The 24,961-nt window shown below is 74.4% G+C and carries 26 protein-coding genes and 2 pseudogenes; 13 read left to right on the forward strand and 15 right to left on the reverse strand.

The features are described 5' to 3' along the window. Positions 1-52 precede the first annotated feature (52 nt). Complete coding sequence (ndhC, locus tag ACQEUR_RS09655; RefSeq protein ID WP_433028542.1) at positions 53-433, forward strand: NADH-quinone oxidoreductase subunit A; 381 nt, start codon at positions 53-55, stop codon at positions 431-433. A gap of 35 nt (positions 434-468) precedes the next feature. Here the strand turns inward: ndhC and folP are convergent, their stop codons facing one another. Continuing rightward, positions 469-1,338, reverse strand: a complete 870-nt coding sequence (gene folP / locus ACQEUR_RS09660; RefSeq protein ID WP_433028544.1) for a dihydropteroate synthase — start codon at positions 1,336-1,338, stop codon at positions 469-471. 170 nt (positions 1,339-1,508) lie between these two features. Here folP and ACQEUR_RS09665 point away from each other — a divergent pair. The 4 genes and pseudogenes from ACQEUR_RS09665 to ACQEUR_RS09680 all read left to right on the forward strand — a co-directional run. Further along, positions 1,509-1,871 (forward strand): annotated as a pseudogene (locus ACQEUR_RS09665) (DivIVA domain-containing protein); the annotation flags it as partial. A 524-nt stretch (positions 1,872-2,395) separates the two neighbouring features. After that, entirely contained in the window at positions 2,396-2,896 is a 501-nt protein-coding gene (locus ACQEUR_RS09670) for an SRPBCC family protein (RefSeq protein WP_433028546.1), read from the forward strand. A 93-nt stretch (positions 2,897-2,989) separates the two neighbouring features. Beyond that, positions 2,990-3,598 carry a DNA-3-methyladenine glycosylase I gene (locus tag ACQEUR_RS09675; protein WP_433028548.1) on the forward strand — a complete coding sequence of 203 codons (609 nt, stop codon included), beginning with the start codon at positions 2,990-2,992 and terminating at the stop codon, positions 3,596-3,598. 111 nt (positions 3,599-3,709) lie between these two features. Next, positions 3,710-4,330: a hypothetical protein gene (locus tag ACQEUR_RS09680; protein WP_433028991.1), complete on the forward strand. Its 621-nt coding sequence runs from the start codon at positions 3,710-3,712 to the stop codon at positions 4,328-4,330. A 33-nt stretch (positions 4,331-4,363) separates the two neighbouring features. On the opposite strand, the gene ACQEUR_RS09685 is transcribed toward ACQEUR_RS09680, so the two are convergent. The 4 genes from ACQEUR_RS09685 to ACQEUR_RS09700 form a co-directional block, all read right to left on the reverse strand. Then, positions 4,364-5,611, reverse strand: a complete 1,248-nt coding sequence (locus ACQEUR_RS09685) for a DUF1501 domain-containing protein (RefSeq protein WP_433028550.1) — start codon at positions 5,609-5,611, stop codon at positions 4,364-4,366. A gap of 18 nt (positions 5,612-5,629) precedes the next feature. Continuing rightward, positions 5,630-6,934 (reverse strand): DUF1800 domain-containing protein, encoded by a 1,305-nt coding sequence (locus tag ACQEUR_RS09690; RefSeq protein WP_433028552.1) that lies wholly within the window; start codon positions 6,932-6,934, stop codon positions 5,630-5,632. Positions 6,935-7,073: 139 nt separating this feature from the next. Beyond that, positions 7,074-7,862 (reverse strand): enoyl-CoA hydratase/isomerase family protein, encoded by a 789-nt coding sequence (locus ACQEUR_RS09695; protein ID WP_433028554.1) that lies wholly within the window; start codon positions 7,860-7,862, stop codon positions 7,074-7,076. Next, positions 7,859-8,683, reverse strand: coding sequence for a PaaX family transcriptional regulator (locus ACQEUR_RS09700; protein WP_433028556.1), 825 nt, complete (start codon positions 8,681-8,683; stop codon positions 7,859-7,861). The genes ACQEUR_RS09695 and ACQEUR_RS09700 overlap by 4 nt, the downstream gene beginning before the upstream one ends. Positions 8,684-8,872: 189 nt before the next feature. On the opposite strand from ACQEUR_RS09700, the gene ACQEUR_RS09705 reads away from it, so the two are divergent. Both ACQEUR_RS09705 and ACQEUR_RS09710 read left to right on the forward strand, forming a co-directional pair. Then, the gene (locus tag ACQEUR_RS09705; RefSeq protein WP_007455245.1) at positions 8,873-9,040 is read left to right on the forward strand and encodes a DUF3117 domain-containing protein; all 168 of its coding nucleotides are present in this window, start codon (positions 8,873-8,875) and stop codon (positions 9,038-9,040) included. Between the two features lie 154 nt (positions 9,041-9,194). After that, on the forward strand, positions 9,195-10,721 hold the full coding sequence (locus ACQEUR_RS09710; protein ID WP_433028558.1) for a leucyl aminopeptidase family protein: 1,527 nt from the start codon (positions 9,195-9,197) through the stop codon (positions 10,719-10,721). 19 nt (positions 10,722-10,740) lie between these two features. On the opposite strand, the gene ACQEUR_RS09715 is transcribed toward ACQEUR_RS09710, so the two are convergent. After that, complete coding sequence (locus ACQEUR_RS09715) at positions 10,741-11,316, reverse strand: O-methyltransferase (RefSeq protein ID WP_433028993.1); 576 nt, start codon at positions 11,314-11,316, stop codon at positions 10,741-10,743. A gap of 391 nt (positions 11,317-11,707) precedes the next feature. Between ACQEUR_RS09715 and ACQEUR_RS09720 the strand changes: the two genes are divergently transcribed. Together ACQEUR_RS09720 and ACQEUR_RS09725 are read left to right on the forward strand one after the other, a co-directional pair. Beyond that, positions 11,708-12,967, forward strand: a complete 1,260-nt coding sequence (locus ACQEUR_RS09720; RefSeq protein ID WP_433028995.1) for a S1C family serine protease — start codon at positions 11,708-11,710, stop codon at positions 12,965-12,967. A gap of 71 nt (positions 12,968-13,038) precedes the next feature. Then, the gene (locus ACQEUR_RS09725) at positions 13,039-13,518 is read left to right on the forward strand and encodes a preprotein translocase subunit TatB (protein WP_433028560.1); all 480 of its coding nucleotides are present in this window, start codon (positions 13,039-13,041) and stop codon (positions 13,516-13,518) included. A gap of 105 nt (positions 13,519-13,623) precedes the next feature. Here the strand turns inward: ACQEUR_RS09725 and ACQEUR_RS09730 are convergent, their stop codons facing one another. From ACQEUR_RS09730 to ACQEUR_RS09750, 5 genes and pseudogenes are all read right to left on the reverse strand, one after another. After that, positions 13,624-14,829 carry an Mrp/NBP35 family ATP-binding protein gene (locus ACQEUR_RS09730; RefSeq protein WP_433028562.1) on the reverse strand — a complete coding sequence of 402 codons (1,206 nt, stop codon included), beginning with the start codon at positions 14,827-14,829 and terminating at the stop codon, positions 13,624-13,626. Positions 14,830-15,100: 271 nt separating this feature from the next. Beyond that, on the reverse strand, positions 15,101-15,691 hold the full coding sequence (locus ACQEUR_RS09735; protein ID WP_433028564.1) for a DUF1003 domain-containing protein: 591 nt from the start codon (positions 15,689-15,691) through the stop codon (positions 15,101-15,103). 205 nt (positions 15,692-15,896) lie between these two features. Next, positions 15,897-17,129: pseudogene (locus ACQEUR_RS09740) on the reverse strand (magnesium transporter MgtE N-terminal domain-containing protein); the annotation flags it as partial. A gap of 264 nt (positions 17,130-17,393) precedes the next feature. Next, a complete protein-coding gene (locus tag ACQEUR_RS09745; protein ID WP_433028566.1) occupies positions 17,394-17,909 on the reverse strand; it encodes a hypothetical protein in 516 nt (171 codons plus the stop codon). Positions 17,910-18,017: 108 nt separating this feature from the next. After that, a complete protein-coding gene (locus ACQEUR_RS09750; RefSeq protein WP_433028568.1) occupies positions 18,018-18,779 on the reverse strand; it encodes an HAD family hydrolase in 762 nt (253 codons plus the stop codon). 292 nt (positions 18,780-19,071) lie between these two features. Here ACQEUR_RS09750 and ACQEUR_RS09755 point away from each other — a divergent pair, with 292 nt between their 5' ends. The 3 genes from ACQEUR_RS09755 (at position 19,072) to ACQEUR_RS09765 (ending at position 21,657) form a co-directional block, all read left to right on the forward strand. Next, entirely contained in the window at positions 19,072-20,097 is a 1,026-nt protein-coding gene (locus ACQEUR_RS09755; protein ID WP_433028570.1) for a DMT family transporter, read from the forward strand. 215 nt (positions 20,098-20,312) lie between these two features. Beyond that, entirely contained in the window at positions 20,313-20,633 is a 321-nt protein-coding gene (locus ACQEUR_RS09760) for a hypothetical protein (RefSeq protein ID WP_433028572.1), read from the forward strand. A gap of 67 nt (positions 20,634-20,700) precedes the next feature. Further along, entirely contained in the window at positions 20,701-21,657 is a 957-nt protein-coding gene (locus ACQEUR_RS09765; RefSeq protein ID WP_433028574.1) for an HpcH/HpaI aldolase/citrate lyase family protein, read from the forward strand. 24 nt (positions 21,658-21,681) lie between these two features. Here ACQEUR_RS09765 and ACQEUR_RS09770 read toward each other — a convergent pair whose 3' ends face one another. Both ACQEUR_RS09770 and ACQEUR_RS09775 read right to left on the reverse strand, forming a co-directional pair. Next, positions 21,682-22,122, reverse strand: a complete 441-nt coding sequence (locus ACQEUR_RS09770; protein ID WP_433028576.1) for a DUF4190 domain-containing protein — start codon at positions 22,120-22,122, stop codon at positions 21,682-21,684. 25 nt (positions 22,123-22,147) lie between these two features. Further along, positions 22,148-22,699, reverse strand: a complete 552-nt coding sequence (locus ACQEUR_RS09775; protein WP_433028578.1) for a DUF4190 domain-containing protein — start codon at positions 22,697-22,699, stop codon at positions 22,148-22,150. Between the two features lie 309 nt (positions 22,700-23,008). Here ACQEUR_RS09775 and ACQEUR_RS09780 point away from each other — a divergent pair, with 309 nt between their 5' ends. Continuing rightward, the gene (locus ACQEUR_RS09780) at positions 23,009-23,857 is read left to right on the forward strand and encodes an SDR family NAD(P)-dependent oxidoreductase (RefSeq protein WP_433028997.1); all 849 of its coding nucleotides are present in this window, start codon (positions 23,009-23,011) and stop codon (positions 23,855-23,857) included. 64 nt (positions 23,858-23,921) lie between these two features. Here ACQEUR_RS09780 and ACQEUR_RS09785 read toward each other — a convergent pair whose 3' ends face one another. Continuing rightward, positions 23,922-24,398: a DUF4190 domain-containing protein gene (locus ACQEUR_RS09785; RefSeq protein ID WP_433028580.1), complete on the reverse strand. Its 477-nt coding sequence runs from the start codon at positions 24,396-24,398 to the stop codon at positions 23,922-23,924. 153 nt (positions 24,399-24,551) lie between these two features. Then, the gene (locus ACQEUR_RS09790; RefSeq protein WP_433028582.1) at positions 24,552-24,959 is read right to left on the reverse strand and encodes a CoA-binding protein; all 408 of its coding nucleotides are present in this window, start codon (positions 24,957-24,959) and stop codon (positions 24,552-24,554) included. Positions 24,960-24,961: the final 2 nt, after the last annotated feature.

Consider the following 24,961-nt stretch of genomic DNA (forward strand, 5'->3'; position numbering starts at 1 on the left):
GCCCGGAAACTCGTGTCGTAATTCAGATCACGGGCCCGGTAGGCTGCCGTACGTGACCGGATACCTGGGGTCGTACGCGACGCTGGGGCTGCTGTTGCTCGCCAGCGTACTGGTCTTCGTCGGGGCGTTCTCCGCCAACCGGCTGCTGCGGCCGGCCCGGCCCGCCGACCCGCCGGGCAAGCGGACCAGCTACGAGTGCGGGCTCGACCCGGTCGGCAGCGACTGGGCCCAGATGCAGATTCGCTACTACGTCTACGCCTACCTCTACGTGCTCTTCGCGGTCGAGGCGGTCTTCCTCTTCCCCTGGGCGGTGGTCTTCGACCGGCCCGGGTTCGGCGTCACCACGGTCGTGGAGATGGCGATCTTCGTCGCCGTGCTCGCCCTCGGCATCCTCTACGCGTGGCGCAAGAACATCCTGCGCTGGACGGAGTGAGGCCGGCGGCGCCGCCGTGCGGCGCAAGCGCCGGGTCAGGCGAGTCCACGCCGGGACAGTGCCGGCGGACGGTCCCCCCGGATCGAGGCGACCATGTCCAGCACCCGCCGGGTCGGCCGTACCTGGTGGGCACGGAACACCCGGGCTCCCAGCCAGGCCGACACGGCGGTCGCCGCCAGGGTGCCCTCCAGCCGCTCCTCGACCGGCAGGTCCAGGGTCTCGCCGATGAAGTCCTTGTTCGAGAGCGCCACCAGCACCGGCCAGCCGGTCGCGGTGAGGTCGGCCAGCCGCCGGGTGACCTCCAGCGAGTGCCGGGTGTTCTTGCCGAAGTCGTGCGCGGGATCGATCAGGATGCCGTCCGGGCGTACGCCGAGCCGGACCGCCCGCTCGGCGAGCCCGCTCACCGTGCCCACCACGTCGGCCACCACGTCGTCGAAGGCCACCCGGTGCGGGCGGGTACGCGGCGGCAGCCCACCGGCGTGCGAGCAGAGCAGCCCCACCCCGGTGTCGGCGGCGACCCGGGCGAGCGCCGGATCCGCGCCGGACCAGGTGTCGTTGAGCAGGTCGGCGCCCGCCCGTACCGCCTCGACGGCGACCTCGGCCCGCCAGGTGTCGATGGAGATCACCAGATCGGGGTGGGCGGCCCGGACCGCCGCGATCAGGTCCACCGTCCGGCGGATCTCCTCCGCCACGCCGACCTCCGCGCCGGGCCCCGCCTTCACCCCGCCGATGTCGACGATCTCCGCCCCGTCGGCCACGGCCCGGTCGACCGCGCGCAGCGCACTCTCCGCCGCGAACGTCGCGCCCCGGTCGAAGAACGAGTCCGGAGTACGGTTCACGATCGCCATCACGGTGAGTTCCCCGGGTGCGAAGGTGCGCCGTCCCAGCCGTAACGCGTCCGCCATCGACCCTCCTCCCGCTCCGGTTCCCGCCGCCGCTGACGCTAGTCGGCGCCGTTTCCCGGTACGCCCGAGGGCACCGCGCCGCCGTGCCGGTGCGGTGGCGCGGACGGCTGTTGAGGAAACAGCGGGGTGGCGGGGTCGCTCGGCCCGCCTCCGCATGCCACGATCGGCGGATGGGTCAGGTTCTGCTCCTTCTGGTCGTGGCGTTGACCGTCGCGGCGGTGGTCTTCGGCGTGACCGTGCTCGTGACCGGCACCGATCCGGGTCTGGCGACCGCCGAGCCCGACGGCCGCGCGACGTCGTTGCCGGCCAACCGACCGCTGCGCGAGCCCGACGTCGGTGAGGTCCGCTTCGACACCGCGGTACGCGGCTACCGGATGGCCCAGGTCGACCAGGCGTTGCGGCGGGTGGCCTACGACATCGGCTACAAGGACGAGTTGATCGACGTGCTGGAGGCCGAGGTGGCGGCGCTGCGCGACGGGCGGGCCGACGAGGCCGAGGCGCTGCGCCGGGCGCGGGAGGCCGCGCTCGGGGCGGCCGGAGCCAATACCGCGCCGGCGGCAGCGGTGCCCCTCGGCGGCGGGGCGGTATCCCCGACCGACGCCCCCGTACCGGTTGACGGCCCACCGCTGTCGGTACCCGCACCGCCCGGCCAGCCCGGTCAGCCCGACCAGCCCGGTCAGCCCGACCAGCCCGGTCAGCCCGGCACGCCGGTCCCGGCCGGGGCACCCGAACCGGCCGTCCCGGCCGGCTCCACCGTCCCGGCCGACCGCGCCCCCGCGCACACCGCCCCCGCGCACACCGTCCCGGGCGAGCCCCGCACGCCGCTGCCGGCCGCCGCGCTGGACCAGCCGGGTGGCCCCGTTCCGGCCGACGCGACCGGCACGGTCGCCCCGGAGACGCACGCCGACGACGCGCCGACGGCCCGTACCCGGACCGGTGGCGACGGGCACGCGGAGGCGCCCGAGGCCGACGGGGCGGACCTGGAGCGGCCGACCCGCCGGATCGTGCCCGCCGACGCGGCCGGGCCGAGCGGACCGGCGACCCAGCCGGAGCGGGCGTGAGCGGCGCGGCGGCGGACGGCGAGGAGTTCCGCACCGCGGCCCGGCCGGGCGCCGGCGAGGTCACCGCCACCGTCATCGTCGACGCGCCCGCACCGCGGGTGTTCGCCGCGTTGACCGCGTGGGAGCGGCAGTCCGACTGGATCCCGTTCACCCGGGTCCGGCTGGTCCAGGGCGACGGCGGCGAGGGCAGCCTCGTGGAGGCGGTCACCAGCGTCGGCCCGGCGGTGCTGCGGGACGAGATGCGGGTGGTCCGGGTCGACGCACCGTACGAGGTCCGGGTGGTGCACTGCGGTCGGCTCCTGCGGGGGCCCGGCGTGCTGCGCTGCACCCAGATGGACCGGGACCGGACCCAGGTGGTCTGGCACGAGTGGTTCCACCTCCCGGGCGGCTCCGCCGGACGGTTCGCCTGGCCGGTGCTCTGGCCCGGGTCGAAGGTCGGCCTCACCCAGGCCCTGAAGCGGTTCGCCCGACTGGTGGAGCAGGGCCGGCTGCCCTGATCCGGCGGCCGGGCCGTCCCGGTCCCGGCCCGGCTGTCCGGTTCGGCCGTCCGGTGCCGGCCGGTTGTCGGACGGCTGGCCTACCGTTGGTGCGTGACAGATCTGCTGACCGGCGCCGACGGGCTGGCCCGCTGCGCCTGGGGTGCGAGCACGCCCGACTACCAGGCCTACCACGACGAGGAGTGGGGCCGGCGGCTGCACGGCGACGACGGGCTCTACGAACGCCTCACCCTGGAGGCGTTCCAGTCGGGGCTGTCGTGGCTGACCATCCTGCGCAAGCGACCGGCGTTCCGGGCCGCCTTCGACGGGTTCCACCTGGAGACCGTCGCCGGCTACGGCCCCGCCGACGTGGCCCGGCTGCTCGCCGACGCCGGCATCGTCCGGAACCGGGCCAAGATCGAGGCGGCCGTCGCCAACGCGCGGGCCGCCATCGCGCTGCCCGACGGGCTCGCGGCGCTGCTCTGGTCGTTCGCGCCCCCGCCCCGGGCGGCCCGGCCGCGCTCCTTCGCCGAGGTGCCCGCCGTCACCCCCGAGTCGACCGCGATGGCCAAGGCGCTCAAGAAGCGGGGCTTCCGGTTCGTCGGCCCCACCACCGCCTACGCCCTGATGCAGGCCACCGGGATGGTGGACGACCATCTCGCCGACTGCCACGTCTGGACCGGCAGCCACCCGAAACCGCCCGCCGCGGCCGTGATGGGATAGCGGCATGAGCGAGCGGAGCGAGCGGGCCGGTCGACCCGGCGCGGTGCGACCCCGGGCCCGCGCCGAGCACGCCGGAGCGCCGGCGTGAGCGCCCGGACCGGGACGGTCGGCCTGGGTGGGCGGGGCGCCGGCGTGGACGACCCGGCCCCGCCCGGCGCCTGGGCCGTCGTCATCCCCGGCGAGCGCTACGAGGCCGAGCGGCTCTTCCACCACGACATCCTCGAACTGACCGGCCTGTCGGGGCGGCACCGGCCCGGTCCGGGAGAACCCGTGCTGGTGGTGCGCGACGAGCAGCCGCCGCTGGTGGTGGCGTTGGGCCGGGTGGCGGCCGTCGACGAGGCCGCCGAGCGGGACCCGGACGACCCGCAGTCCGGTCCGGCGGAGACGGGCTCGCTCGCGGTGACGTACACCCGGCAGGTCTTCGACGAGCCGGTGCCGGCCGACCGGCTCGCCCTCGACGGCCCGGTCACCCCGGTCGACCCGGCGCTCTACCGCGAGCTGGCCGGGCGGGTCGGCCCGCCGCCGGGCCGGCGCACCTGGCTGGTCAGCCTCGACCTGCCGATCGAGGCCGCGTCGCCGGCCGAGGCGGTCCGGCTCTTCTGGTCGTACGTGCAGGAGCTCGGCCCACGCGAGCTGCCGGCCTTCGTCTCCCCGTCCGACGACGAGCTGGCGATGCAGGCGTTCGTGCTCGGCGCCGAGGCCAACCAGGACCCGGAGGAGGACGACGACTGATCCCGGCCCGGCGGGCCAGGGCCGGGCCCCGGCTCAGGCCACCACGTCCGGCAACCGGCCGGGCCAGTCGTGGAGCACCGGACCCGGGTCGGTGTCGAGCACTCGCTCCAGCAGCGTGGCGTAGACGTCCCGGAAGTCGGTGCCGAACCGCAGGTCCCCGTCGTCGAGGTCGGTGAGGCTCGGCGGCTCGCCGTAGAGGCCACCGCGTACGCCCGCGCCGAGCAGGAAGACATCCGAGGCGGTGCCGTGGTCGGTGCCGTCCGAGGCGTTGGCCCGGACCCGCCGGCCGAACTCCGAATACACCGCCACCACGACCCGGCGCCCGGCCTCGGTCCGGCTCATCCGGTCGGCGAACCCGGACAGCGCCCGGTCCACCTGCCCGAGCAGCACCGCCTGGAGCTGCTTCTCGTCGGCGTGGGTGTCGAAACCGCCCAACGACACCGAGAAGACCCGGCTGGACACCCCGGCCTCGACACACTGCGCCACCAGGTCGAGCTGGGCCTGCAACGGGGTCTGGGCACCGCCGGTCGCGGTCGCCGCCGGCTCGTCGCCCGGTGGGTCGGTCGGCTCGGCCGACTCCCCGGCTTCCCGTACCTCGGCGATCATCGTCTCCACCGCGCGCAGGTCGGCGAAGCAGGCAGCCGCCCGGGCCTGACCGGCCGGTTCGCCCGGCTGCGGTACGGCGAGCGACGCCAGCGTCTCGGCCCCGAACCCCCGCCGGGCCTGCCGCCCGTTCACCGGTACGGCGGCACCGGCGCTGCGCGCTCCCGCCAGCAGGGGCGGCAGGGACGGCTCGAAGGAGACCGCCAGCCGGGGGTCCCCACCGGCGCCGTCCAGCCAGCGGCCCAGCCAACCGGTCGGCTCCGGCCGGTCGGGGTTGGCCGTCTGCCAGATGTCCATCGAGCGGAAGTGGCTGCGATCGGGCTTCGGGTAGCCCACGCCCCGGACGATCGCGAGCCGGCCGGCGCCGTAGAGCCCGTGCAGCCCGGCCAGGGCCGGGTTCAGCCCCACGTGGTCGTCGAGCCGCTTGACCTCCTCGGCCGAGTACGCCAGCTCGGGGCGGGCGTCCTGGTAGGCCGGGTCGGCGTACGGGACCACCGTGTTCAGGCCGTCGTTGCCGCCGTAGAGCGTGACCAGGACCAGGGTGCGGCTGTCCGGGTCGGCGTCTCCGGCCGTGTCGAACAGGTCCGACAGCGTGTACGCCGTGGCGCCGGTCGCGAGCGCGCCCGCCCCGGCGACGCCGCTGGCGATCAGAAATTTGCGTCGGGTGAGGATGTCCATCCGCTCGTCGCCTTCCGGTCAGCAGACCGTGTACTCGGGGCTGATCAACCCGGCGGCGATCAGCCGTTCCGGGTCGCCGGCCAGCGGGGTCAGGGCGGCCCGGGTACGGGCGGTCCAGGCGTCCACCACCAGCAGCCGGGCCAGCGCGTCCGGCCGTCCCGCCTGGGGTGCGGCGGCCAGCCGCTGGCGTACCGCCGGCGCGGCCGATCCGGCCAGCAGGGTGGCCAGTCGCATCCGGGCCTGCAGGGACGACGTGGTCAGCCAGGACTCACCGGCCGGCCAGCCGCCCACGCTCGGCGGCCGCAACGGCACCTGGTCCATCCCGGCCAGCCGGTTGGCCAGCTCCCGGCGCTGCTCGTCGGGAAGGTCGGCGGGGCGGATGCCGAGCTGGCGCATCGCCCCGACCAGCCACTCCACCGGTTGCTTGACGAGTTGGCCCCGGGTCCGCGCGAAGTCGGGGTGGGTGAAGAGGGCCCGCAGCACGCCGAGGGTCCCGCCGCCCGCGCCGGCCAGCTGCGCCGGGACCGGGGTGTCCTTGCCGGCGAACCGGAACCAGAGCCGGGCCGCGACGAAGGAGGCGGCCTCGGGTCGGCCGGCCAGCAGCCGGGCGTACGAGTCGGCGTCGAACGCCGCCGTCTGCCCGAGGATGGTCTTCGCGCCCGGGTCGTGGCGGCGCGGCACGAACCTCGCCGTGGCGGCGCCCCGTTCCACCTGCCAGCCGGTCAGTGCCCGCGCACCGGCCCGGACGTCGGCCTCGGTGTAGTTGCCGATGCCGAGGGTGAAGAGCTCCATCAGCTCCCGGGCCAGGTTCTCGTTCGGGGCGGACCGGGTGTTCTTCTGGCCGTCCAGCCACAGGATCAGCGCCGGATCCCGCACCATCGCCCGGACCAGCTCGCCGAACTCGCCCCGGCCGTACCGGCGCAGCGTGTCGAGCTGGGCGAGCATGAGCTGCGCCGACTTGACCTTCCGTACGCTGGTCGCCCAGTGGCCGTGCCAGAAGAAGACCAGCTTCTCGCTCAGCTGGTGGTCGGCGGCGACCATCCGGTCCAGCCACCACTGGCTCAGCAGGCGCACCTGTTCCGTACGCTCCCGCTGGGCCTGCTGCCGCTGCTCCCGGCTGGCCCCCTTGTCGAGGTCGGCGTACGGGTCGGCGCCCAGCGAGGGCGGTGCGGTGGCCGCTGCGCCGCGGTCGTCGCCCGTCGGGGCGAGGAGCCGGTCGAGGGTCGCCGGTAGCCCGGACCGCTCGGCCGCGTCGACCTCGGCGGCCGTCGGCCCGAACGTGGCCCGGCGCAGCAGGTGTGCGACAGCGTCTCGATCGGCCATGTTGCCCACTGTAGGCACATATACAGATGATTCGTAACGGCGAGAACCGCCCAACGGGCTTACCGCCCTGGTCAGGTGCGGCGAAATCCGTTGGCCCGGCGATGCGCCGGGACCGGGCGGCGGGGCGTACGGGGTGCCGCTACCGGCCCTGGAAGGTCGGCCGTCGCTTCTCGACGAAGGCACTGGTGGCCGCGAGGTGGTCGGCGGTGGCCCCGCAGATCGCCTGGGCCTGCGCCTCGGCCGCCAGCGCCTCGGAGAGGGTGCCGGCGTCGCCGACCGAGAGCTGCCGTTTGATCGCCCCGTACGCGATGGTCGGTCCGGCCGCGAGCCGGGTGGCCAGCTCCTGGGCGGCCGGCAGCACCTGGTCCTCGTCCACCAGACGGTTGAGCAGCCCGAGCCGGTGCGCCTCGTCGGCGCCGACCGGCTCGGCGAGCATCAGCAGCTCGATCGCCTTGGCGTGCCCCACCAGCCGGGGCAGCGACCAGGAGGCGCCGGTGTCGCCGGCCAGCCCCACCTTGGCGAAGGCCATCAGGAAGGTGGTCCGGGGGCCGCCGATCCGGAAGTCGGCGAGGAAGGCCAGCGAGGCGCCGGCCCCGGCGGCCATGCCGTGCACCGCCGCCACCACCGGCTTGGCCAGGTTGGCCAGCCGGGCGGCGATCGGGTTGTAGTGGGCCCGCACGGTGGCCAGCGGATCGGTGTTGCCGGCGGCCAGGGTGGCGGCGTGTTCCCGCAGTTCCTGACCGGTGCAGAAGGCCTGTCCGGCGCCGGTGAGCACCACCGCCCGGCAGGACCGGTCCTGTTCCAGCTCGGCCAGGGTGTCGCGCAGCGCCTCCTTCAGCGCGACGTCGAGCGCGTTCATCGCCGCCGGACGGTTGAGGGTCAGGGTCACCACGGCGTCGGTGCGGTCGATGAGCAACGGCTCGGTCACGGTCGCGAACCCTTCTGTCGGGCGACACGGCTGGAGGCGTCGAGGCACTGCTCGACGAATCGGTCGGCGGCCGGGCGGAGCCGGGCGGCGTGCCGGTCGAAGAACACCGCCGCACTGGTCCCCGGCCACCGCTCGGGCAGCAGCGCGGGGGGCAGTTGCGGATCCCGGAACAGGAACGTACGCCATGCGTGCACCAGCCGGAAGCGGGCGGCGTACGCGTCCTCGTCACCGCTGCGTACGGTGACCGCGGTGAGCAGCGGGCGCTGCCGGGCCACGAAGTCCTGGTACGCCTCGGCGATCTCGTCGAGGTCCCAGGCCCGCCGGACCACCGCCATCGCGCCCGGGGTACCCCCGGCGTGGGCGGCGGTGAACCGCTCGTAGCGTACGCCGTTCTCGGCGAGCAGACCGTCGACGTCCTGGCCGGCGCGGGTCGCCACCCAGGTGCGCTCGTCCAGCATCCCGTAGCCCAGGAAGGTTAGGTTGGCGGCGAGCCGCTGGCGCTCCCGACGGTTGACGGGCGGGTCGAGCACGATCAGGTCGAACCGGCCGTCCCAGCCCATCCGGCCGGTGCGGTAGATCCGGGCGGCCGCCTCGTCGAGGCGTCGGGCCGCCCGGGGCGTGAGCAGATAACCCGGCCCGGAGGCGAGCCGGAGGGGGTGCAGCCAGCCCTGACGCACCATCCGGGAGACCGCGGTACGGACCGCCGGAGGCGCGATCCCGAGCGGCGAGAGGAGCTTCACCAGGGCGGCAACGGGTGCGCGACCACCCCGGGACCGGAGATAGTCGCCATACAGGTCGAAGAGTGCCGACCGTGCCTGCATGACCGCACATTGTGACAGCAGTTCTCAAGATATGCTAGATGCTGTTACATCAGTTGTGGTTCGGTTTGGGTCCGGCGGTGTTCATCAGGGAAAATCGTTGGTCGGCACCGCGGGCCTTGAGCGCGGTGAGGCTGCGAAATGGATGTGGGGCAACCCACCGACCCTGGTGAAGGTCTGAGGGGAGACAAGATGGCGGCGATGAAGCCGCGGACGGGCGACGGTCCGCTGGAAGTCACCAAGGAGGGCCGGGGCATCGTCATGCGGGTTCCGCTGGAGGGTGGTGGCCGGCTCGTCGTCGAGATGACTCCCGACGAGGCCAACGCGCTCGGTGACGCGCTGAAGGCCGCCGCCGGCTGAGTGAAAAGTGCTCCGGGCGGTGGCTGACGCCCGGAGGGGTCCGTCAGCCCTGGGCCACCGGCGTGCCGGTGGCCCAGGGTCGTCATGTCGGGCCGTGGCCGGGGTGTGCCCCCTCTCGGGCCCCAACTCGCCCTTTCCCTGGAGGTAGTTCGGCGTGCTCTCGATCCGTCTGGTAGTCGATCCCACCGGATCCGACACGCTGGTCCTCCCCGTCCGGCCGGACCGGGAGCAGCCCGCCGAGGAGCCGGACGGCGGCCCGGCGGGCGGCCCGGCCGCGCCCGGACGCGGCGGCGCCCGACTGCTCGACCCGACCCTCCGGGCTGAGTGGGCCGCCGAGGCGACCGGGCTGCTGCCCCACCTGGCGCACCCCGGCACCGCCGGCACCACCCACCGGTCGATCCGGCCACAGGGCGGGCCGACCCTGCTGCTGCTGGTCGGAGTGGGCGACGGGGACGAGGCCGGCTGGCGGGCCGCGGGAGCCGCACTGGCCCGGGCCGCGGCGGATGAGACTTCGATCACTATAGCGATGCCGGTCGATGCAGCGCCGGAGGCGGTACGCGGGCTGGCGGAGGGGCTCTGGCTCGCCTCGTACCGGTTCCGGATACCGGCCGCGTCCACGGAGCGGGACGACCGGCCGGCCCTCGCTGAGGTGCTGCTCGCGATCGCCGACCCGGAGCCCCACGCGGCGGCCCTGGAGAGCGCCCGGGTGACCGCCGAGGCGACCCGGTTCGCCCGGGACCTGACGATGACCCCGTCCGCGTTGAAGACCCCGGCCTGGTTCGCCGGCCAGGTGGCCGCGGCGGCCCAGGGCCGGCCGGGGCTGACCGTCGACATCCGCGAGCCGGACCGGCTCGCCGCCGAGGGCTTCGGCGGCCTCCTCGCCGTCGGCGGCGGATCCGCCCAGGGGCCGCGCCTGGTGGAACTGAGCTGGCGCCCCGCCGAGGCACGCCGGCACGTGGTGCTGGTCGGCAAGGGCATCACCTTCGACACCGGCGGGCTCTCGATCAAGCCCCGTGAGGGCATGAAGCTGATGCGCAAGGACATGGCCGGGGCCGCTGCGGTGATCGCGGCCACCCTCGGGGCCGCCGCGCTGAACCTGCCGGTACGGCTGACCGCGCTCGCCCCACTAGCCGAGAACATGCCCAGCGGCTCGGCGTTCCGCCCCGGCGACGTGGTCCGGCACTACGGCGGGCTGACCAGCGAGACGACCAACAGCGACGCCGAGGGGCGGCTGGTGCTCGCCGACGCCCTCGCGTACGCGGTGCGGCGGCTGGCGCCGGACCTGCTCGTCGACCTGGCCACCCTGACCGGGGCGAACGCGGTCGCGCTGGGCAAGCGGACGGCGGCGCTCTACAGCGAGAACGACGAACTCGCCACCGAGCTGATCGAGGCGGCTGGCGCGGCGGGCGAACGGGCCTGGCGGATGCCGCTGCCGGCCGACTACGTGGAATATCTCGGCAGCGACCTCGCCGACCTCTACAGCGCCCCGGCCCAGGGCGCCGGCTCCGTCGTCGCCGCCCTCTACCTGCGCGAGTTCACCGGTGAACTGCGGGACCGCTGGGTGCACGTGGACATGTCCGCACCGTCCTGGTCGGACAATCACGACGGCGAACTGGTCAGGGGCGCCACCGGCTGGGGCGTACGGACCCTGCTGCGCTGGCTGGCGGCCCGCGCCGGGTGACCCGCCGCCCGGTGGCCGCTCAGCGCTTGACCGCGACCAGCACTCCCTCACCGGCGGGCAGCAGCGCGGGAATCCACTCCTCCGACTCGCGGACCGCCTTGACGATCTCGCGTACCGTCACCGTCCCCACGTCCCGGGCCGCCGGGTCGCCGATCCGGCCGGCGGCCAGCGCGCCGTGCAGCGCCAGCATCCCGCCCGGGCGCAGCAACCGCAGCGCGGCCTCGACGCAGGCGCTGTACTCGGCGACGTCGGAGTCGACGAAGATCAGGTCGTAGACCCCGTCGGCGAGCCGGGGCAGCACGTCCAGGGCCCGCCCGGTGATGATCCGGGTACGCCCGGAGGCGAAGCCCGCCTCCTGGAAGATCCGTCGGGCGATCCGCTGGTGCTCGGTCTCGACGTCGATGGTGGTCAGGATGCCGTCCGGGCGCATGCCGCGCAGCAGCCAGACCCCGCTCACGCCGGTGCCGGTGCCGATCTCGACCACCGCCCGGGCACTGCCGGCGGCGGCCAGCAGCCGCAGCAGCGCGCCCGCTCCCGGGGTGACCGCGTCGAGGCCGACCTCGGCGGCGAGGCTACGAGCGGTGCGCAGGACCAGGTCCTCGGCGACGTACGCTTCGGCGAACTGGAGCGCCTGTGCGGTCGTCGTGTCGACTGACCGGGCGGCCGTGGCGATGGGGCACCTCCGGGCGGCAGGGGATGGCGGGGCGGAACGGGGCGGCGGGTTGCGGGTATGAGCCTAAGGGCGACGGGCCGTGATCGGCAGCCACGTGTCGGCCAATGCGATCCACGCCTCGGACAACCCCTGACCCGTATTCAGCCATTCGTGCAATCCTGGAGGCGGAACCCGGACGCCGCGGCCGGAAGCGGTCGCCTGCCGCGCGGCGCCCGGACTCCAGGGGACGGACTGGGAGGCAGCGAACGTGACGGACGGCTGGAACTGGCGCCAGCCCGATGGGTCCGCGACGCCGGCGTACACGCCGCCGGCCGTGGCCCCCACCGTGGGCGCGTCGGCGGCATCCGCCGGCGGCCCCGATCCGGGATCGTCCCCGTGGTGGTCCGATGCGCTGCGCGACCCGTGGCGGGACCCGCACACCCCGGCCGCCGTGGTGGTGCAGGCGGCGCCGTCGGGCGAGGCGATGGCGCCGGAGCCGGTCACCGATCCGGACGCGGTACGGCCTCGGGGTCTGGCCCCGGTGTTCCTGGTCTCGCTGGTCACCGCGCTGCTGGCCGGCGCCCTCGGTGGTTCCCTGGGCTACGCGTTCGCGGTGCGGGGCGGCTCTGCGGGACCGGTGAGCCTGGGTGCGGGCAGTGCGGAGCCGCCACCGGCCGCCCGCCGACCCCCCGAGTCGCTGGCCGGTGTCGCCGAGCGGCTGCTGCCCAGCGTCGTGACCGTACGGGTCAGCAGCAGCGGCGGGGTCGGGCTCGGCTCCGGTTTCGTGGTCACCCAGGACGGCTACGTGATCACCAACGACCACGTCGTCGGCGGTGGTACGGACACCGCGACGGTGGTCTTCAACGACGGCTCCACCGCTCCGGCGCAGGTGGTCGGCAAGGACCCCGAGTCGGACATCGCGGTGATCAAGGTGTCCCGGACGGGGCTGGCGCCGGTGGAGTTCGGTGACTCCGACGGCATCGCGGTCGGCGATCCGGTGCTCGCCTTCGGTACCCCGCTCTCGCTGGCCAACACGGTCACCTCGGGCATCGTCAGCGCGCTCGACCGGACCTTCCAGAACGGCGAGCCCGGTGGGCAGGTGCGGTACTACGCGGCGATCCAGACCGACGCGGCGGTGAACCGGGGCAACTCCGGGGGACCGCTGGTCGACAGCGCGGGCCGGGTGATCGGCGTCAACTCGGTGATCCAGTCCCCGGCCGCCGACGAGGAGACGGCCGGCAACGTCGGCCTGGCCTTCGCGATCCCGATCAACCAGGCCAAACGGCTGGCCCAGGAGATCATCGACACCGGCCGGGCCCGGCGGACCATCATCGGCGCCCAGGTCGGCGGTGCCCGCGCGGGCGGGGCCGGCGGGGTACGCATCGCCTCGGTCGACCCGGCCGGTCCGGCGGCCGACGCGGGGCTGCGCGCCGGTGACGTGGTGGTCAAGCTCGACGGCCGGTCGCTGGCGGAGCCGAGCGACCTGATCGCCCTGGTGCGCAAGTACGCGCCCGGCTCGGTGGTGAACGTCGAGTATCGGCGTGGGTCCGCCCAGCAGTCGGCGTCGGTAACGCTTGCCGCGGATGCGAAGTAGCCGGTCGCTCCCCCTCCCGTCGGTGGCGCCGACGTGCGTACTCTTGCCGGGAGTGGCATGAGGAGGCGGGCGTGTTCGAGAATCTGAACTGGTGGGAGATCGGTGCGCTGCTGCTGGTCGCCCTGCTGATTTTCGGTGACCGGCTGCCGAACGTGATCAGTGACGGTCTCCGGATGCTCCGGAACCTGCGCGACATGGCCCGCAACGCGACCGGCGACCTGAGCCGGGAACTCGGCACCGACATCCAGCTCGAGGATCTGCACCCGAAGGCGTTCATCCGCAAGCATCTGCTGAGCGAGGAGGACGAGGAGGCGATCCGCAAGCCGCTGCAGGGCACGTACGACAAGATCCGCTCGGATCTGACCGACGTGCAGCGGGAATTCGGCGAGGTCGCCTCCGCCGCCGACATCCGCGCGTCGGCGGCGTCCACCGGTGCCGCCGGCTCGACCGCGGCCGGTGTCAGCGGCTCGGCGGGCGCCGGCGGCTCGGCCGCCGGCAGCGCTCCGCCGGTCGGGGCACAGCCCCGGGCCTTCGACGCCGACGCCACCTGACCGGGGCACGGCAGACGCCACCTGACCCGGGGCACGGCAATTGGCGGCCCCGGTCCGGCCGGTCATGTGGCCCGCCGCCGGCCGGTCAGCCAGGGTGGGGACGGATCAGCGACCGACGGGGCGCAGGCCGAGCGACTTGCCGAGCAGGGTCTCGCGCCGGACCGCCAGCCGGTCGGCGACCGCGTTCAGCGCCTGCGCCGCGGGTGCGTCGGGATCGGCCAGCACGATCGGGATGCCGTTGTCGCCCGCCTCCCGTACCCGGGTGTCCAGCGGGATCTGACCCAGCAGCGGCACCTGCGCCCCGATCACCCGGGTCAGCGACTCGGCGACGGTGGCGCCGCCCCCGGAGCCGAAGACCTCCATCCGGGAACCGTCGGGCAGTTCGAGCCAGGACATGTTCTCCACCACGCCGGCCAGCCGCTGGTGGGTCTGCAGGGCGATCGCACCCGCCCGCTCGGCCACCTCGGCCGCCGCGGTCTGCGGGGTGGTGACGACCAGGACCTCCGCGTTGGGGAGCAGCTGGGCCAGCGAGATCGCCACGTCGCCGGTGCCCGGCGGCAGATCGAGCAGGAGTACGTCCAGGTCGCCCCAGTAGACGTCGGCGAGGAACTGCTGCAACGCCCGGTGCAGCATCGGCCCGCGCCAGACCACGGCGGCGTTGCCCGCGGTGAACATGCCGATCGAGATCAGCTTCACCCCGTGCGCCTGGGGCGGCATGATCATGTCCTCGACCCGGGTGGGCCGGGCCTCGGTGCCGAGCATCCGGGGCACGGAGTGGCCGTAGATGTCCGCGTCCACGACACCCACCGACAGGCCCTTGGCGGCCAGCGCGGCGGCCAGGTTCACCGTGACGCTCGACTTGCCGACCCCGCCCTTGCCGCTGGCGACCGCGTAGACCCGGGTCCGGGAGCCGGGCTGGGCGAAGGGGATCACCGGCTCCTCGGTCGCACCGCCACCGCCGCGCAGCCGCGTCTGGAGTGCCTGCCGCTGCTCCGGCGTCATCACCCCGAAGTCGATCTCCACCCCGGTCACCCCGGGAACCGCCGCGAGGGCCGAGGTGATGTCCGAGCGGAGCTTGTCGCGCAACGGGCAGCCGGCGACGGTGAGCAGCAGCTCGACCCGTACCGTGCTGTCGGCGCCGAGCACGGCGGAGCGCACCATGCCCAGCTCGGTGATCGGGCGGCGGATCTCGGGGTCGTCGACCGTGGCCAGCGCGGCCTGGATCGCCTCCTCGACGGAGTTCCCGGGCCGGGCTTCCGAACCGGGGACGGGGGAGGCGGCGGCGCGACCGGGAGCGGCGGGGGCAGACATGCCGCAATGCTACGTCGCCGCGAGCGGCGACCAGCCGCGCACGGGGAGCCGGTGTGACCGAATCGTACGGCGCGGCGGGCAGGCCGGGCGTACGGCCGGGCGTACGGAATTGGCGATTCGGCGGTAGACGCCGTACCCGCCAGGGTGCGACGATCGTTGGAGTTCGCCGCGCGCCTAGCCCCTTGAGGCGCGCGGCGTTTTCTTCTCCCTCCCGGGTCGGCGGGCACCCGCGCTACCGCCGCCGCGCGGAGCCCGGGCGCCCCGCCGCCGGTCAGTCCCCGTCCACCTCGTCCGCCGGTTCGGAGATCTCCGCCGTCCGGCCGGGCCGGGACGCGCGCTCCAGCTCCCGGCGGCCCTGCCGGCGGTCCGAGCGCTGCCGGCGCTGGGCCTGTTCGTCCAGCTCCTCCAGGAGCCGGGCCAGCTCCGACCGGAGAAAGTCGCGGGTGGCGACCTCGCCGAGCGCGATCCGCAGCGCCGCGATCTCCCGGGCCAGGTACTCGGTGTCGGCCTTCTGCATCGCCGCCCGCCGCCGGTCCTCCTCCATGGCCAGCCGGTCCCGGGCCGCCTGCCGACCCTGGGCGAGCAGGATCAGCGGCGCCGCGTAGGACGCCTGTAGGGAGAGGAGCAGGGTCAGGAACGTGAAGGTGTACGGGTCGAACCGCAGGTCGGGCGGGGCCAGCGTGTTCCAGCCGAGCCAGATCGCGATCACCACCGTCATGCAGACGATGAAGTTCGCCGTACCCATGTAGCGGGCGATCCCCTCGGACCAGCGGCCGAACGCCTCCGGGTCGAGGCGGGGCATGCTGAGCCGGCGGGGCTCGCGCGGCTGGTCGAGGCGCTCGGGCCGGCGCGGCTCAGCCATCGTGGTCGCCCGGTTCCGCCAGGCCGCCGGCACCGGTCGTCCCGTCGCCCGGCCCCCGCCCGCCGGCGGAGGGCCGCCCCGGTTCGGGCTCGGCCGCCGGCGCCGCGTCGCTCTCGGCGGTCCCGCTGCGGCGGCCGTCACCGGCCTGGAGAAGGCCGTTGGTCGACGATCCCTCGCCGCCCGCCGTCACGTTGCGGGCCGCCAGGTCCCGGTCCCGCCAGTCGCGCGGCAGCGAGTGGTCGAGTACGTCGTCGACGGTGACCGCCCCGACGAGCCGGTTGTTCGCGTCCACCACCGGCATCGCGACCAGGTCGTAGGTGGCCATCCGCCGGGTGATCTCCGGCAGCGCGGTGATCGGGCGCAACGGGTCGATGTCGTTCATGACCACACCGCCCAGCAGCTCGGCCGGCGGCTCCCGGAGCAGCCGCTGGAAGTGCACCATGCCGAGGTACCGGCCGGTGGGGGTGGCCAGCGGGGCGCGGGTGACGAAGACCTGCGCGGCGATGGCGGGCGAGAGCTGTTCCTCGCGGATCCGGGCCAGCGCCTCGGCGACGGTCGCGTCCGGCGGCAGGATCACCGGCTCCGAGGTCATCACGCTGCCCGCCGTACCCGGCTTGTAGTGCAGCAGCTGCCGTACCGGGTCGGCCTCGTCCGGCTCCATCAGGTCGAGCAGCACGTCCCGCTCCCCCTGGGAGAGCTCGCTGAGCAGGTCGGCGGCGTCGTCCGGATCCATCTCCTCCAGTACGTCGGCGGCCCGCTCCCGCTCCAGCGCGGCGAGGATCTCCACCTGGTCCCGTTCGGGCAGCTCGCCGAGCACGTCCGCGAGGCGTTCGTCGTCCAGGGCGGCGGCGACCTCGTTGCGCCGCTTGTCCGGCAGCTCCTGGAGGGCGTTGGCGAGGTCGGCCGGACGCATGTTCTCCATCACGGCGAGCAGGTTGGCGGTGCCCCGGGTCTCGGGCAGGCCGAGCAGCCCGCTCGCCTTGTCCCAGTCGAGCTGGTGCAGCTGGCCCCGCCGGGTGAGCCGGCCGGTCTGCTCCCGTACGGCGACCCGGGTCAACGTCCACTCGCCGGTACGACTCGACTCCATCGCCACGTCGACCACGCTGCCGGGGCGGCCGATCGGCTCGATCTGCACCCGGCGGTCGAGCAGGTCCTCCAGGACCAGCAGCTCGTTCGGGCGTTTCTCGAACCGGCGCAGGTTGAGTGTGCCGGTGCCGAGCACGACCGCCTCGGCGTCGATCGAGGTGATCCGGTTGATGGGCAGGAAGATCCGGCGCCGCATGGCCAGCTCGGCCACCAGCCCGACGACCTGGGGTGGCCGGTTTCCGCCCCGCATCCGGGCCACGGCGTCCCGTACCCGGCCAACGAGGTCACCGTTGGGGTCGAATACGGCGAGGCCGGCGAGTCGCGCGAGGTAAACCCGGGTCGGCGTGGTCACGATGCCCAGCCTAGGCGCCCGACCTTTCCCGCCTCCCCGCCCTCGCCCACCCTCCCACCCACCCCACCCCCAAGATCCCCGTGATCAGGGAGTGCTTCCGCGTGTCCTACGGCGTGTCGCCCTGCCAACCCCTTGATCACGGTGATCATGCGCGCGCCAGGCCGGGCTGGGCTGGGCGGCCGGGGCCGGGTTGGCCGGCCGTGGCGGGGCTGGCCGGCAGGATCGGCTTCTCGGCCGGTACCGGCGTCGGTCGCCTGCGGCAGGTCAGCGGCGGCGTACCCGATGCAGCCGGAACGGCCGGCGGGTCTGCCGGACGGCGCCGGTGGGCCGGGGCGGGGCCGCCAGCGAGTCGGCGGGAAGCGACTCCCCGGCGAGCACCGGCGCGTCGGCGGGCCTCAGCAGGTTCAGCGCACACTCCGCCGCCCACCGCTCGACCAGTTCGCCGAGGCCGCCGGACGCGTTGAGCCGCTTCGTCCCCACCTGCGGCGCGGCCGCCGTCCACTGCTCGCTGCCCGGGGTCACCCGGCTCACCTCGGCCGGCCAGGTGACGATCTGCCCGCCGTGGTCGCCGCGAAGCGTCACCGTGGCGGTGTCGGCGTCGGCGAGCCCGGGTGCGGACTGCTCGCCCGGACCGCTGACGACGTACAGCCCGCCGTCCAGGGGTACGCACCAGAGCGCGACCGCGGGTCGGTCGGCGACCCCGACCCACGCCACGGCGGCCTTCTTCATCGCCTCTTCCACCAGCGGTGGAACACCGCGCTCGCCACTCACACCCCGCATCCTGCCCCACCCCCGGCTGCCACGGTAGACAGACCGCCCCGCCGCCGCGCCCCGCCGCCGCGCCGCCGCGCCGCCGCGCTGCCCCGCCCCGCCCCAAGATCGGCGTGATCAGGGGGTGGGTATCGCGGCGCGCCGGCGACACGCCGAAAAGACTCCCTGATCACCGCGATCTTGGGGGTGGGGGGTGGGGGCGTCGAAGAGGTCGGGGAGTTGGGTCAGGGAGGTGAGGGCGGGGCCGGTCCAGCCGGTGTCGTCGTTGAAGACGAGGTGCTCACCCAGGTCGGCGGCGGCCAGCCGGACCGCCGTCATGCCGGCCCGGGTCGCGCCGGAAAGCTCCTGGCTTCCGCCGTCGCCGACGTACAGGCAGTCTTCCGGGGCGACCCGGAGTCGGCGGCACGCCGCCAGGTAGATCGCCGGATCGGGCTTGCAGCAGCCGACCTGCACCGAGAAGACCCGTACGTCGAGCAGCGGCGCGATCGGCAGGCTCGGCAGGAAGGCGGGCAGCTCGTGGGTGCAGTCACTGACCAGTCCGGTACGCGCACCGCGCCGGCGCAGCGCCCGGAGCACGGTCACGGCCTCCGGGCGCAGTCGGGTGTCCGCCCGTACCGCCTCGACCCGCGCCCGGACCGCGGCGCGGAGCCCGGCGGCGGAGGGCTGACCCCCGGCCCGGTCACAGACCCAGCGCAGGGTTGCGGTGGCATCGCCGAGCGCGCCGCTGGCCCGGAGGTAGAAGGACTCGTTGAGGACGTCGGTGAGGGTTTCCGGCGCGCAGCCGAGCAGGTCGGCGACCGCCCGGTGCTGCTGGCCCCGCCGTACGGCGCAGGTGAGGGTGCCGAAGAAGTCGAACAGCACCGCCCGGTACCGGGGCACGGTGAAACAGCCTCCACAGGCAGGTGCGACAGGGGCAGGACCGGGTGAGCGTAACGAATCGTCAATATGATGGTGGCCCCGAGTGACATGTGAGAATTCTTCCGTGTCCGCTGCCGGCCGAGCCGCTGCCGGCCGAGCCGTGTCCGGCCCGGCTGTCCCGCCGGCAGCCGGCTCCGGCCCAGCCGGGTCGGGCACAACCGCGTCCGGTCCAGCCGGGTCCGGCACAGGCAGGTCCGGCACAGGCAGGTCCGGCACAGGCGGGTCCGGTCCGGGCGGCTCGGGGTTGGCGGGTGTGGACCCGGTGACCACCGGCGCGGTCGTCCTCGCGATCGCGGCCGTGTCGTCCTCCGCGCCGCTGATCGCCTTCGCCACCGCGCCGGCGCTGGCCATCGCCTTCTGGCGCAACCTCATCGCGGTCGGCCTGCTCGGGCCCTTCTCGCTGCTGCGTCGGCGCGCCGAACTCCGGGCCCTGACCCGGGGCGCCGGCCGGCGGCAGGGGACGTACTGCGTCCTCGCCGGCCTGGCCCTCGCGGTGCACTTCGGCACCTGGATGCCGAGCGCGCAGCTCACCTCCGTGGCCACCGCCACCGCGCTGGTGGTCACCCAACCGGTCTGGCAGGCGCTGATCGCCCTCGGCCAGGGCCGAACGCTTCCGGTCCTCGGCTGGGTCGGCATCGGGGTGGCCGTCACCGGCGCGATCTGGGCGGTCGGGGCCGACTTCGGGGTCTCCGGCCGGGCGGTGCTCGGCGACCTCCTGGCGCTCGCCGGCGGCGTGGCGGGCGCGGTCTACACCGCTCTCGGCGAGCGGGCCCGCACGACGATCAGCACGGTCACCTACACCACCATCTGCTACGGGGTCTGCGCGCTGGTGCTGCTCGCCGTCTGCCTGGTCGGCGGGGTCCGGTTGACCGGGTTCGACACCGGCACCTGGCTGGCGGTACTGGGGCTGGTGGCCGGCGCCCAACTGCTCGGCCACTCGATGTTCAACTACGCGCTGCACCGGATCTCCGCCACCACGATCAGCGTGCTCTTCCTGCTCGAAGCGCCCGGCGCGGCGCTGATCGCGTGGGCGTGGCTCGGCCAGGCGCCCCCGGTGGCGGCCCTTCCCGGCCTGGCCCTGCTGCTGGCCGGTGTCGCGATCGTGCTGCGCGGCGAGGCCCGGGGCTGGCGGACCCGCCGGCAGGGCGGGGGTCCCGGTGACGCCGCCGACCCCGGTCGCAGCGGCGGCGGGCGAGGCGGCCCGGCCGGTGACCGGGCCACCGGGGCCGGGCCGCCGGCCGCCGCGCCGATGCCACCCGAGGCCGGTCCCGCCGGCTAGGTGTACTGCCCAGGGAGGTTGGTCGAGTTGTGTGACGACACGATCTGATGTCGTAGGTAGGTGAAGGCCTCCGGTTGTGGATGAGGTGCGGGAGCCGGTGCCGTACCCCCGGCGGGCCGTCGTGTCCCGCTGCGCGTCCTGGATCCGCCGCCGGGTCCTGGACGCCGGCGCCGGCGCATCCGATCGAGCTGCTGGGCTGGGCCGCCGACCGGACGATGCTGATCGGGACAGACGACGGGGACTACCAGATCGTGCGGCAGCCGGTCGACGGTACGGCGTCCCGGGTCGTCGCCCGGGTTCCGGAGGGGTTGGGGCAGGTGGCGCGGGTGGACCGGATGCAGCTCGCCGGCGAACTGCTCCCGGACCTGCGGGTCACCGAGGTGGGCGGACCCGAACGGGGGCCGTGGCCGGAATGGTGGTGGGCACTGCTGACGGTGGCGGTCGCGGTCGCCGGTTGGCTCGTCGTCCGCGCGGTACGGCGACGCGGCACGTCGGGCGTGGAGCCCGCCGCCGTTCCCCGGGGCCGGCCGGCCTAACGTGGGCGACAGCACCGTCGTCCCGTCCGGCCGGGTCCTCCGCCGGACCGTGGAAGGAGCACTGACGATGACCACGGTTGGCCGTGCCCGCCGCTCCTGTCTGGCCGTACCCGGGTCCAGCCCGAAGATGCTCGGCAAGGCGCAGGGCCTGCCGGCGGACATGGTCTTCCTCGACCTGGAGGACGCCGTCGCCCCGGGTGCGAAGCCGGACGCCCGGAAGAACGTCGTCGCCGCGCTCAACGAGGGCGACTGGCAGGGCAAGACCCGGGCGGTACGGGTCAACGACGTCACCTCGCCGTGGACGTACCGGGACGTGATCGAGGTGGTCGAGGGGGCGGGTTCCCACCTGGACTGCGTGATGCTGCCGAAGGTGCAGAACGCCAGCCACGTCGAGTGGCTGGACCTGACGCTCACCCAGTTGGAGCGGAGCCTCGGCCTGCCTGTCGGCCGGATCGGCATCGAGGCGCAGATCGAGAACGCCGCCGGGTTGGTCAACGTGGACGCGATCGCGGCCGCGTCGCCGAGGCTGGAGACCCTCGTCTTCGGTCCGGCGGACTTCATGGCGTCGATCAACATGCGGTCGCTGGTGGTCGGCGGGCTGGTGCCGCAGTATCCGGGGGACCCGTACCACTACATCCTGATGCGGATCCTGATGGCCGCGCGCACCCACGACCGGCAGGCCATCGACGGGCCGTACCTGCAGATCCGGGACGTCGACGGTTTCCGGGAGTCGGCCGGGCGCTCGGCCGCGCTCGGCTTCGACGGCAAGTGGGTGCTGCACCCGGGCCAGATCGAGGCGGCCAACGAGGTCTACTCGCCCCGGCAGGACGACTACGACCACGCCGAGCTGATCCTCGACGCGTACGCCCACCACACCTCGGACGCCGGCGGCCGGCGCGGTGCGGTGATGCTCGGCGACGAGATGATCGACGAGGCGTCCCGCAAGATGGCGCTGGTGATCGCCGCCAAGGGACGCGCCGCCGGCCTGCGGCGGACGAGGTCCTTCACCCCTGCCCCGGAGTAGCGGCCTGTGCCGAGGCGCGTCGGGTCAGTTGGCGCTGGCCGCGCCGGCGAGCATCGCGCCGATGAAGCCGACGTAGGCGAGGAGCACCAGCAGGGTCAGTACGCCCAGGCCGACCGCGATCCATCCGATGATCAGGCCGGCCGTGGCGAGGCCGTCGCCCTCCTCGCCGCTCGCCCGGATCTCCGTCCGGGCGCGGTTGGCGAGGTAGATCGCGACGACCCCGACCAGTTGACAGCCCAACAGGGCGACCAGGCTGGTGACCAGCGCGGCGATCGCCGTGCTGTTGGTGGGGCGGCGGATCTGGTAGGCCGGGTATCCGGGGTAGCCCGGGTATCCGGGGTTGCCGGCCGGGCCGGCGGTCGGCTCCCCGCCACCGGACAGGGCGGCGGGCTCCCCGCCACCGCTCTGCGCGCCGGCCGGGGCCGCGCCGGGCTCGGCCGGGTCGCCCGTACTGGTCTGGTCCACCATGTCTCCTGTCGGCCGGACGGGCTCAGTAGCCACTGTCGAGACTGGACGGGTTGTCGCTGTTCATGGCGGCCACGATGATGATGACGACGATCGCGATGATGGCGAGCACCGCGATGGCACCGGCGATCCAGCCGACGATGATGCCGGCGGTGGCCATGCCCTCGCCGTTCTCGCCCCGTTCACGGATCTGCTTGCGGGAGACGTGCCCGAGGATCGCGCCGACGATGCCGAGCAGACCACCGATGCCGTACGCGCAGAGGCCGAGCATGCCGACGATGGAGACCACCATGGACGCGATCGCCAGCCCGTTCGTCGGCTGCGCGGCACCGAACATCGGGTATCCGGGCGGCGGGTACCCGGGCTGCTGACCCTGGGCGGGCACCGGGTACTGGTAGCCCTGCTCCTGGGCCGGGAGCTGGTAGGTCGGGTCCGGAGTGGGGGTCGGGTAGGTCGGGTAGGTCGGGTCCGGATAGGCGGGCGGGGGCTGATCCGGATAGCTCCCCGGCTGCGGGGCCGGTGACGGCGCTTGCCAGGACTGGTCGCTGGTGCTGCCGGGCTGCTGAGGATCACTCATCGGGGGTCTCTCACTCCGTCCATGCCGGGATGCGTCGCCAGGGTAGTCGGCGGTCGCCAGCCCGGTGGTCCGCCCCGTCCGGGTACGGCCGCACCACCCCGCGCCGGTTCCGCCCCGGGTCGACGGAACGGGCGGTGCCGCGCTGGTGGAGCGGTTCGGGGCGGGCCGGCGGCACGACGTGGTGGCGCGCACGGCGCTGCGCCGTTGCCCGCATCGTCGCGACCGGGCAGGATCGCGGGCATGGTATTCGACGCGCGCGCCGGGGACAGATCCGGTAATCGGCCTCGCCGGGACGCCACGCGCCCCACGCTGGCCCGCCGGCCCCGCACCGGCTCGCAGAGCACCGTCACGCAGAGCATCGAGCCGACCCACCAACCCGACGACGACGTCGAGCCGGTGACGATGCGCCTCGACGGCCGGGTGGCCCTGGTCACCGGCGCGGGCAGCGCCGACGGGATCGGCTACGCCACCGCCCGCCGCCTCTGCGCCCTCGGCGCCCGGGTGGCGATCGTCTCGACGACCCGCCGGATCCACGAGCGGGCCACCGAGCTGGGCGCGACGGGTTTCGTCGCGGACCTGACCGACGAGGCCGAGGTGGGCGCGCTCGCGGATGCCGTCGCCGAGCAGCTCGGTGAGGTGGAGGTGCTGGTCAACAACGCCGGGTTGGCGAGCCGGGCCAGCCCGGAGGTGCTCCGGCCGGTGGTCCAGCTCAGCTACGACGAGTGGCACCGGGAGATCGAACGGAACCTCAGCACGGCGTTCCTGTGCAGCCGTGCCTTCATCGGCGGGATGACGGAGCGGGGCTGGGGGCGGATCGTCAACCTCTCCGCCACCGCCGGCCCGGTCAACGCGCTGCCGACCGAGGCGGCGTACGCGGCGGCGAAGGCCGGGGTCGTCGGGTTGACCCGGGCGCTCGCGATGGAGGCGATCGCGGACGGGGTGACCGTCAACGCGGTGGCACCGGGGACGATCTACACCGCCGCGTCCACGATGGCGGAACTCAAGCAGGGCCTCGGTACGCCGGTCGGCCGTCCCGGCACCCCGGACGAGGTGGCGGCGGCGATCGCCTTCCTCTGCTCGCCGGCGGCGTCGTACATCACCGGCCAGATGCTCGTGGTGGACGGGGGCAACAGCGTGCGGGAGGCCGAGTTCCGGTAGGGGGTATGCGGGTCGCGCGGGCCCGGGCGGTCCGCGCGGCGCCGCCCGGACGCCTCGGTACGGGTCAGAAGGACCCGCCACCGCCGTCCGAGCCGGCCCAGCCAACCAGGGCGAGCCAGCCACAGCACCCGATCAGGTAGAGCGCGGTGAAGATGTAGCTGAGAATCAGCCCCCAGGTGGCGAGCTGTCCGCCCTGCTCGCCGGTCTGGCTGATCTGCCGCCGGGCCAGGTGCCCCAGCACGATGCCGGCCGGCGCGAAGACGAACGCGAAGACCAGCGACAGGATGGCCAGCACGTTCGTGCCGCCCGACTGGCCGTACCGGGGCGGCTGCCCGTACTGGCCCGGTTGGCCGTACTGAGGCGGCTGGCCGTACTGGCCCGGCTCGCCGTACGGGGGCGGCTGGCCGTACGGGCTCGGCTCGCCGTACGAGGGCGGCTGGCCGTACTGGCCCGGCGGCGGGCCGGGGTCGGCCGGCCGCTCGCCGTACGGTGGCTGCTGCTCCGGCTGGTCCCGGGGTTCGCCGGGCGGTGGGTAACTCATGCTTATTGCCCTCCTTGTCCGGAACGCTACCGTCCGGTGCACCTCCGCACAGCGGATGTGCACACCGGCCAGCTTCGCGGTGACAGCGACCCCGGGCAGGTCAGAGCCGGCGCGGGGCGCGCCCAGTAGGCCGAACTGGCGGGCCGGCGGAGGTCAGCCGCGGCGGGAGATCCCGGCGACGGCCCGTTCGACCGCCAGGCAACGGTCCTCGATGTAGTCGATGCCCGCCTCCAGGGCGATCCGCCGCGCCTCGGCCGAGACGATGCCGAGCTGGAGCCAGACCGCCGGAGCCCCGATGGCCACCGCCTCGCGGACGACCTGGACGGCGTCCTCGGCGGGCCGGAACACGTCGACCAGGTCGACCGGCTCGGAAATCTCGGCCAGCGAACGGTAGACCCGCTCTCCGAAGAGCTCGTCGGCCAGCGGGTTGACCGGGATGATCCGCCAGCCGTGCCGCTGCATCTGCAACGGCACGGTGTGGGCCGCCTTGTGCGGGTCACGGGAGGCGCCGACCACCGCGATCACCGCGGAGTCGGCCAGGATCTGTTGAGCGTTGCGCACCC

Source organism: Plantactinospora sp. CA-290183, from assembly GCF_050936375.1.
In the GTDB taxonomy this organism is placed as follows: domain Bacteria; phylum Actinomycetota; class Actinomycetes; order Mycobacteriales; family Micromonosporaceae; genus Plantactinospora.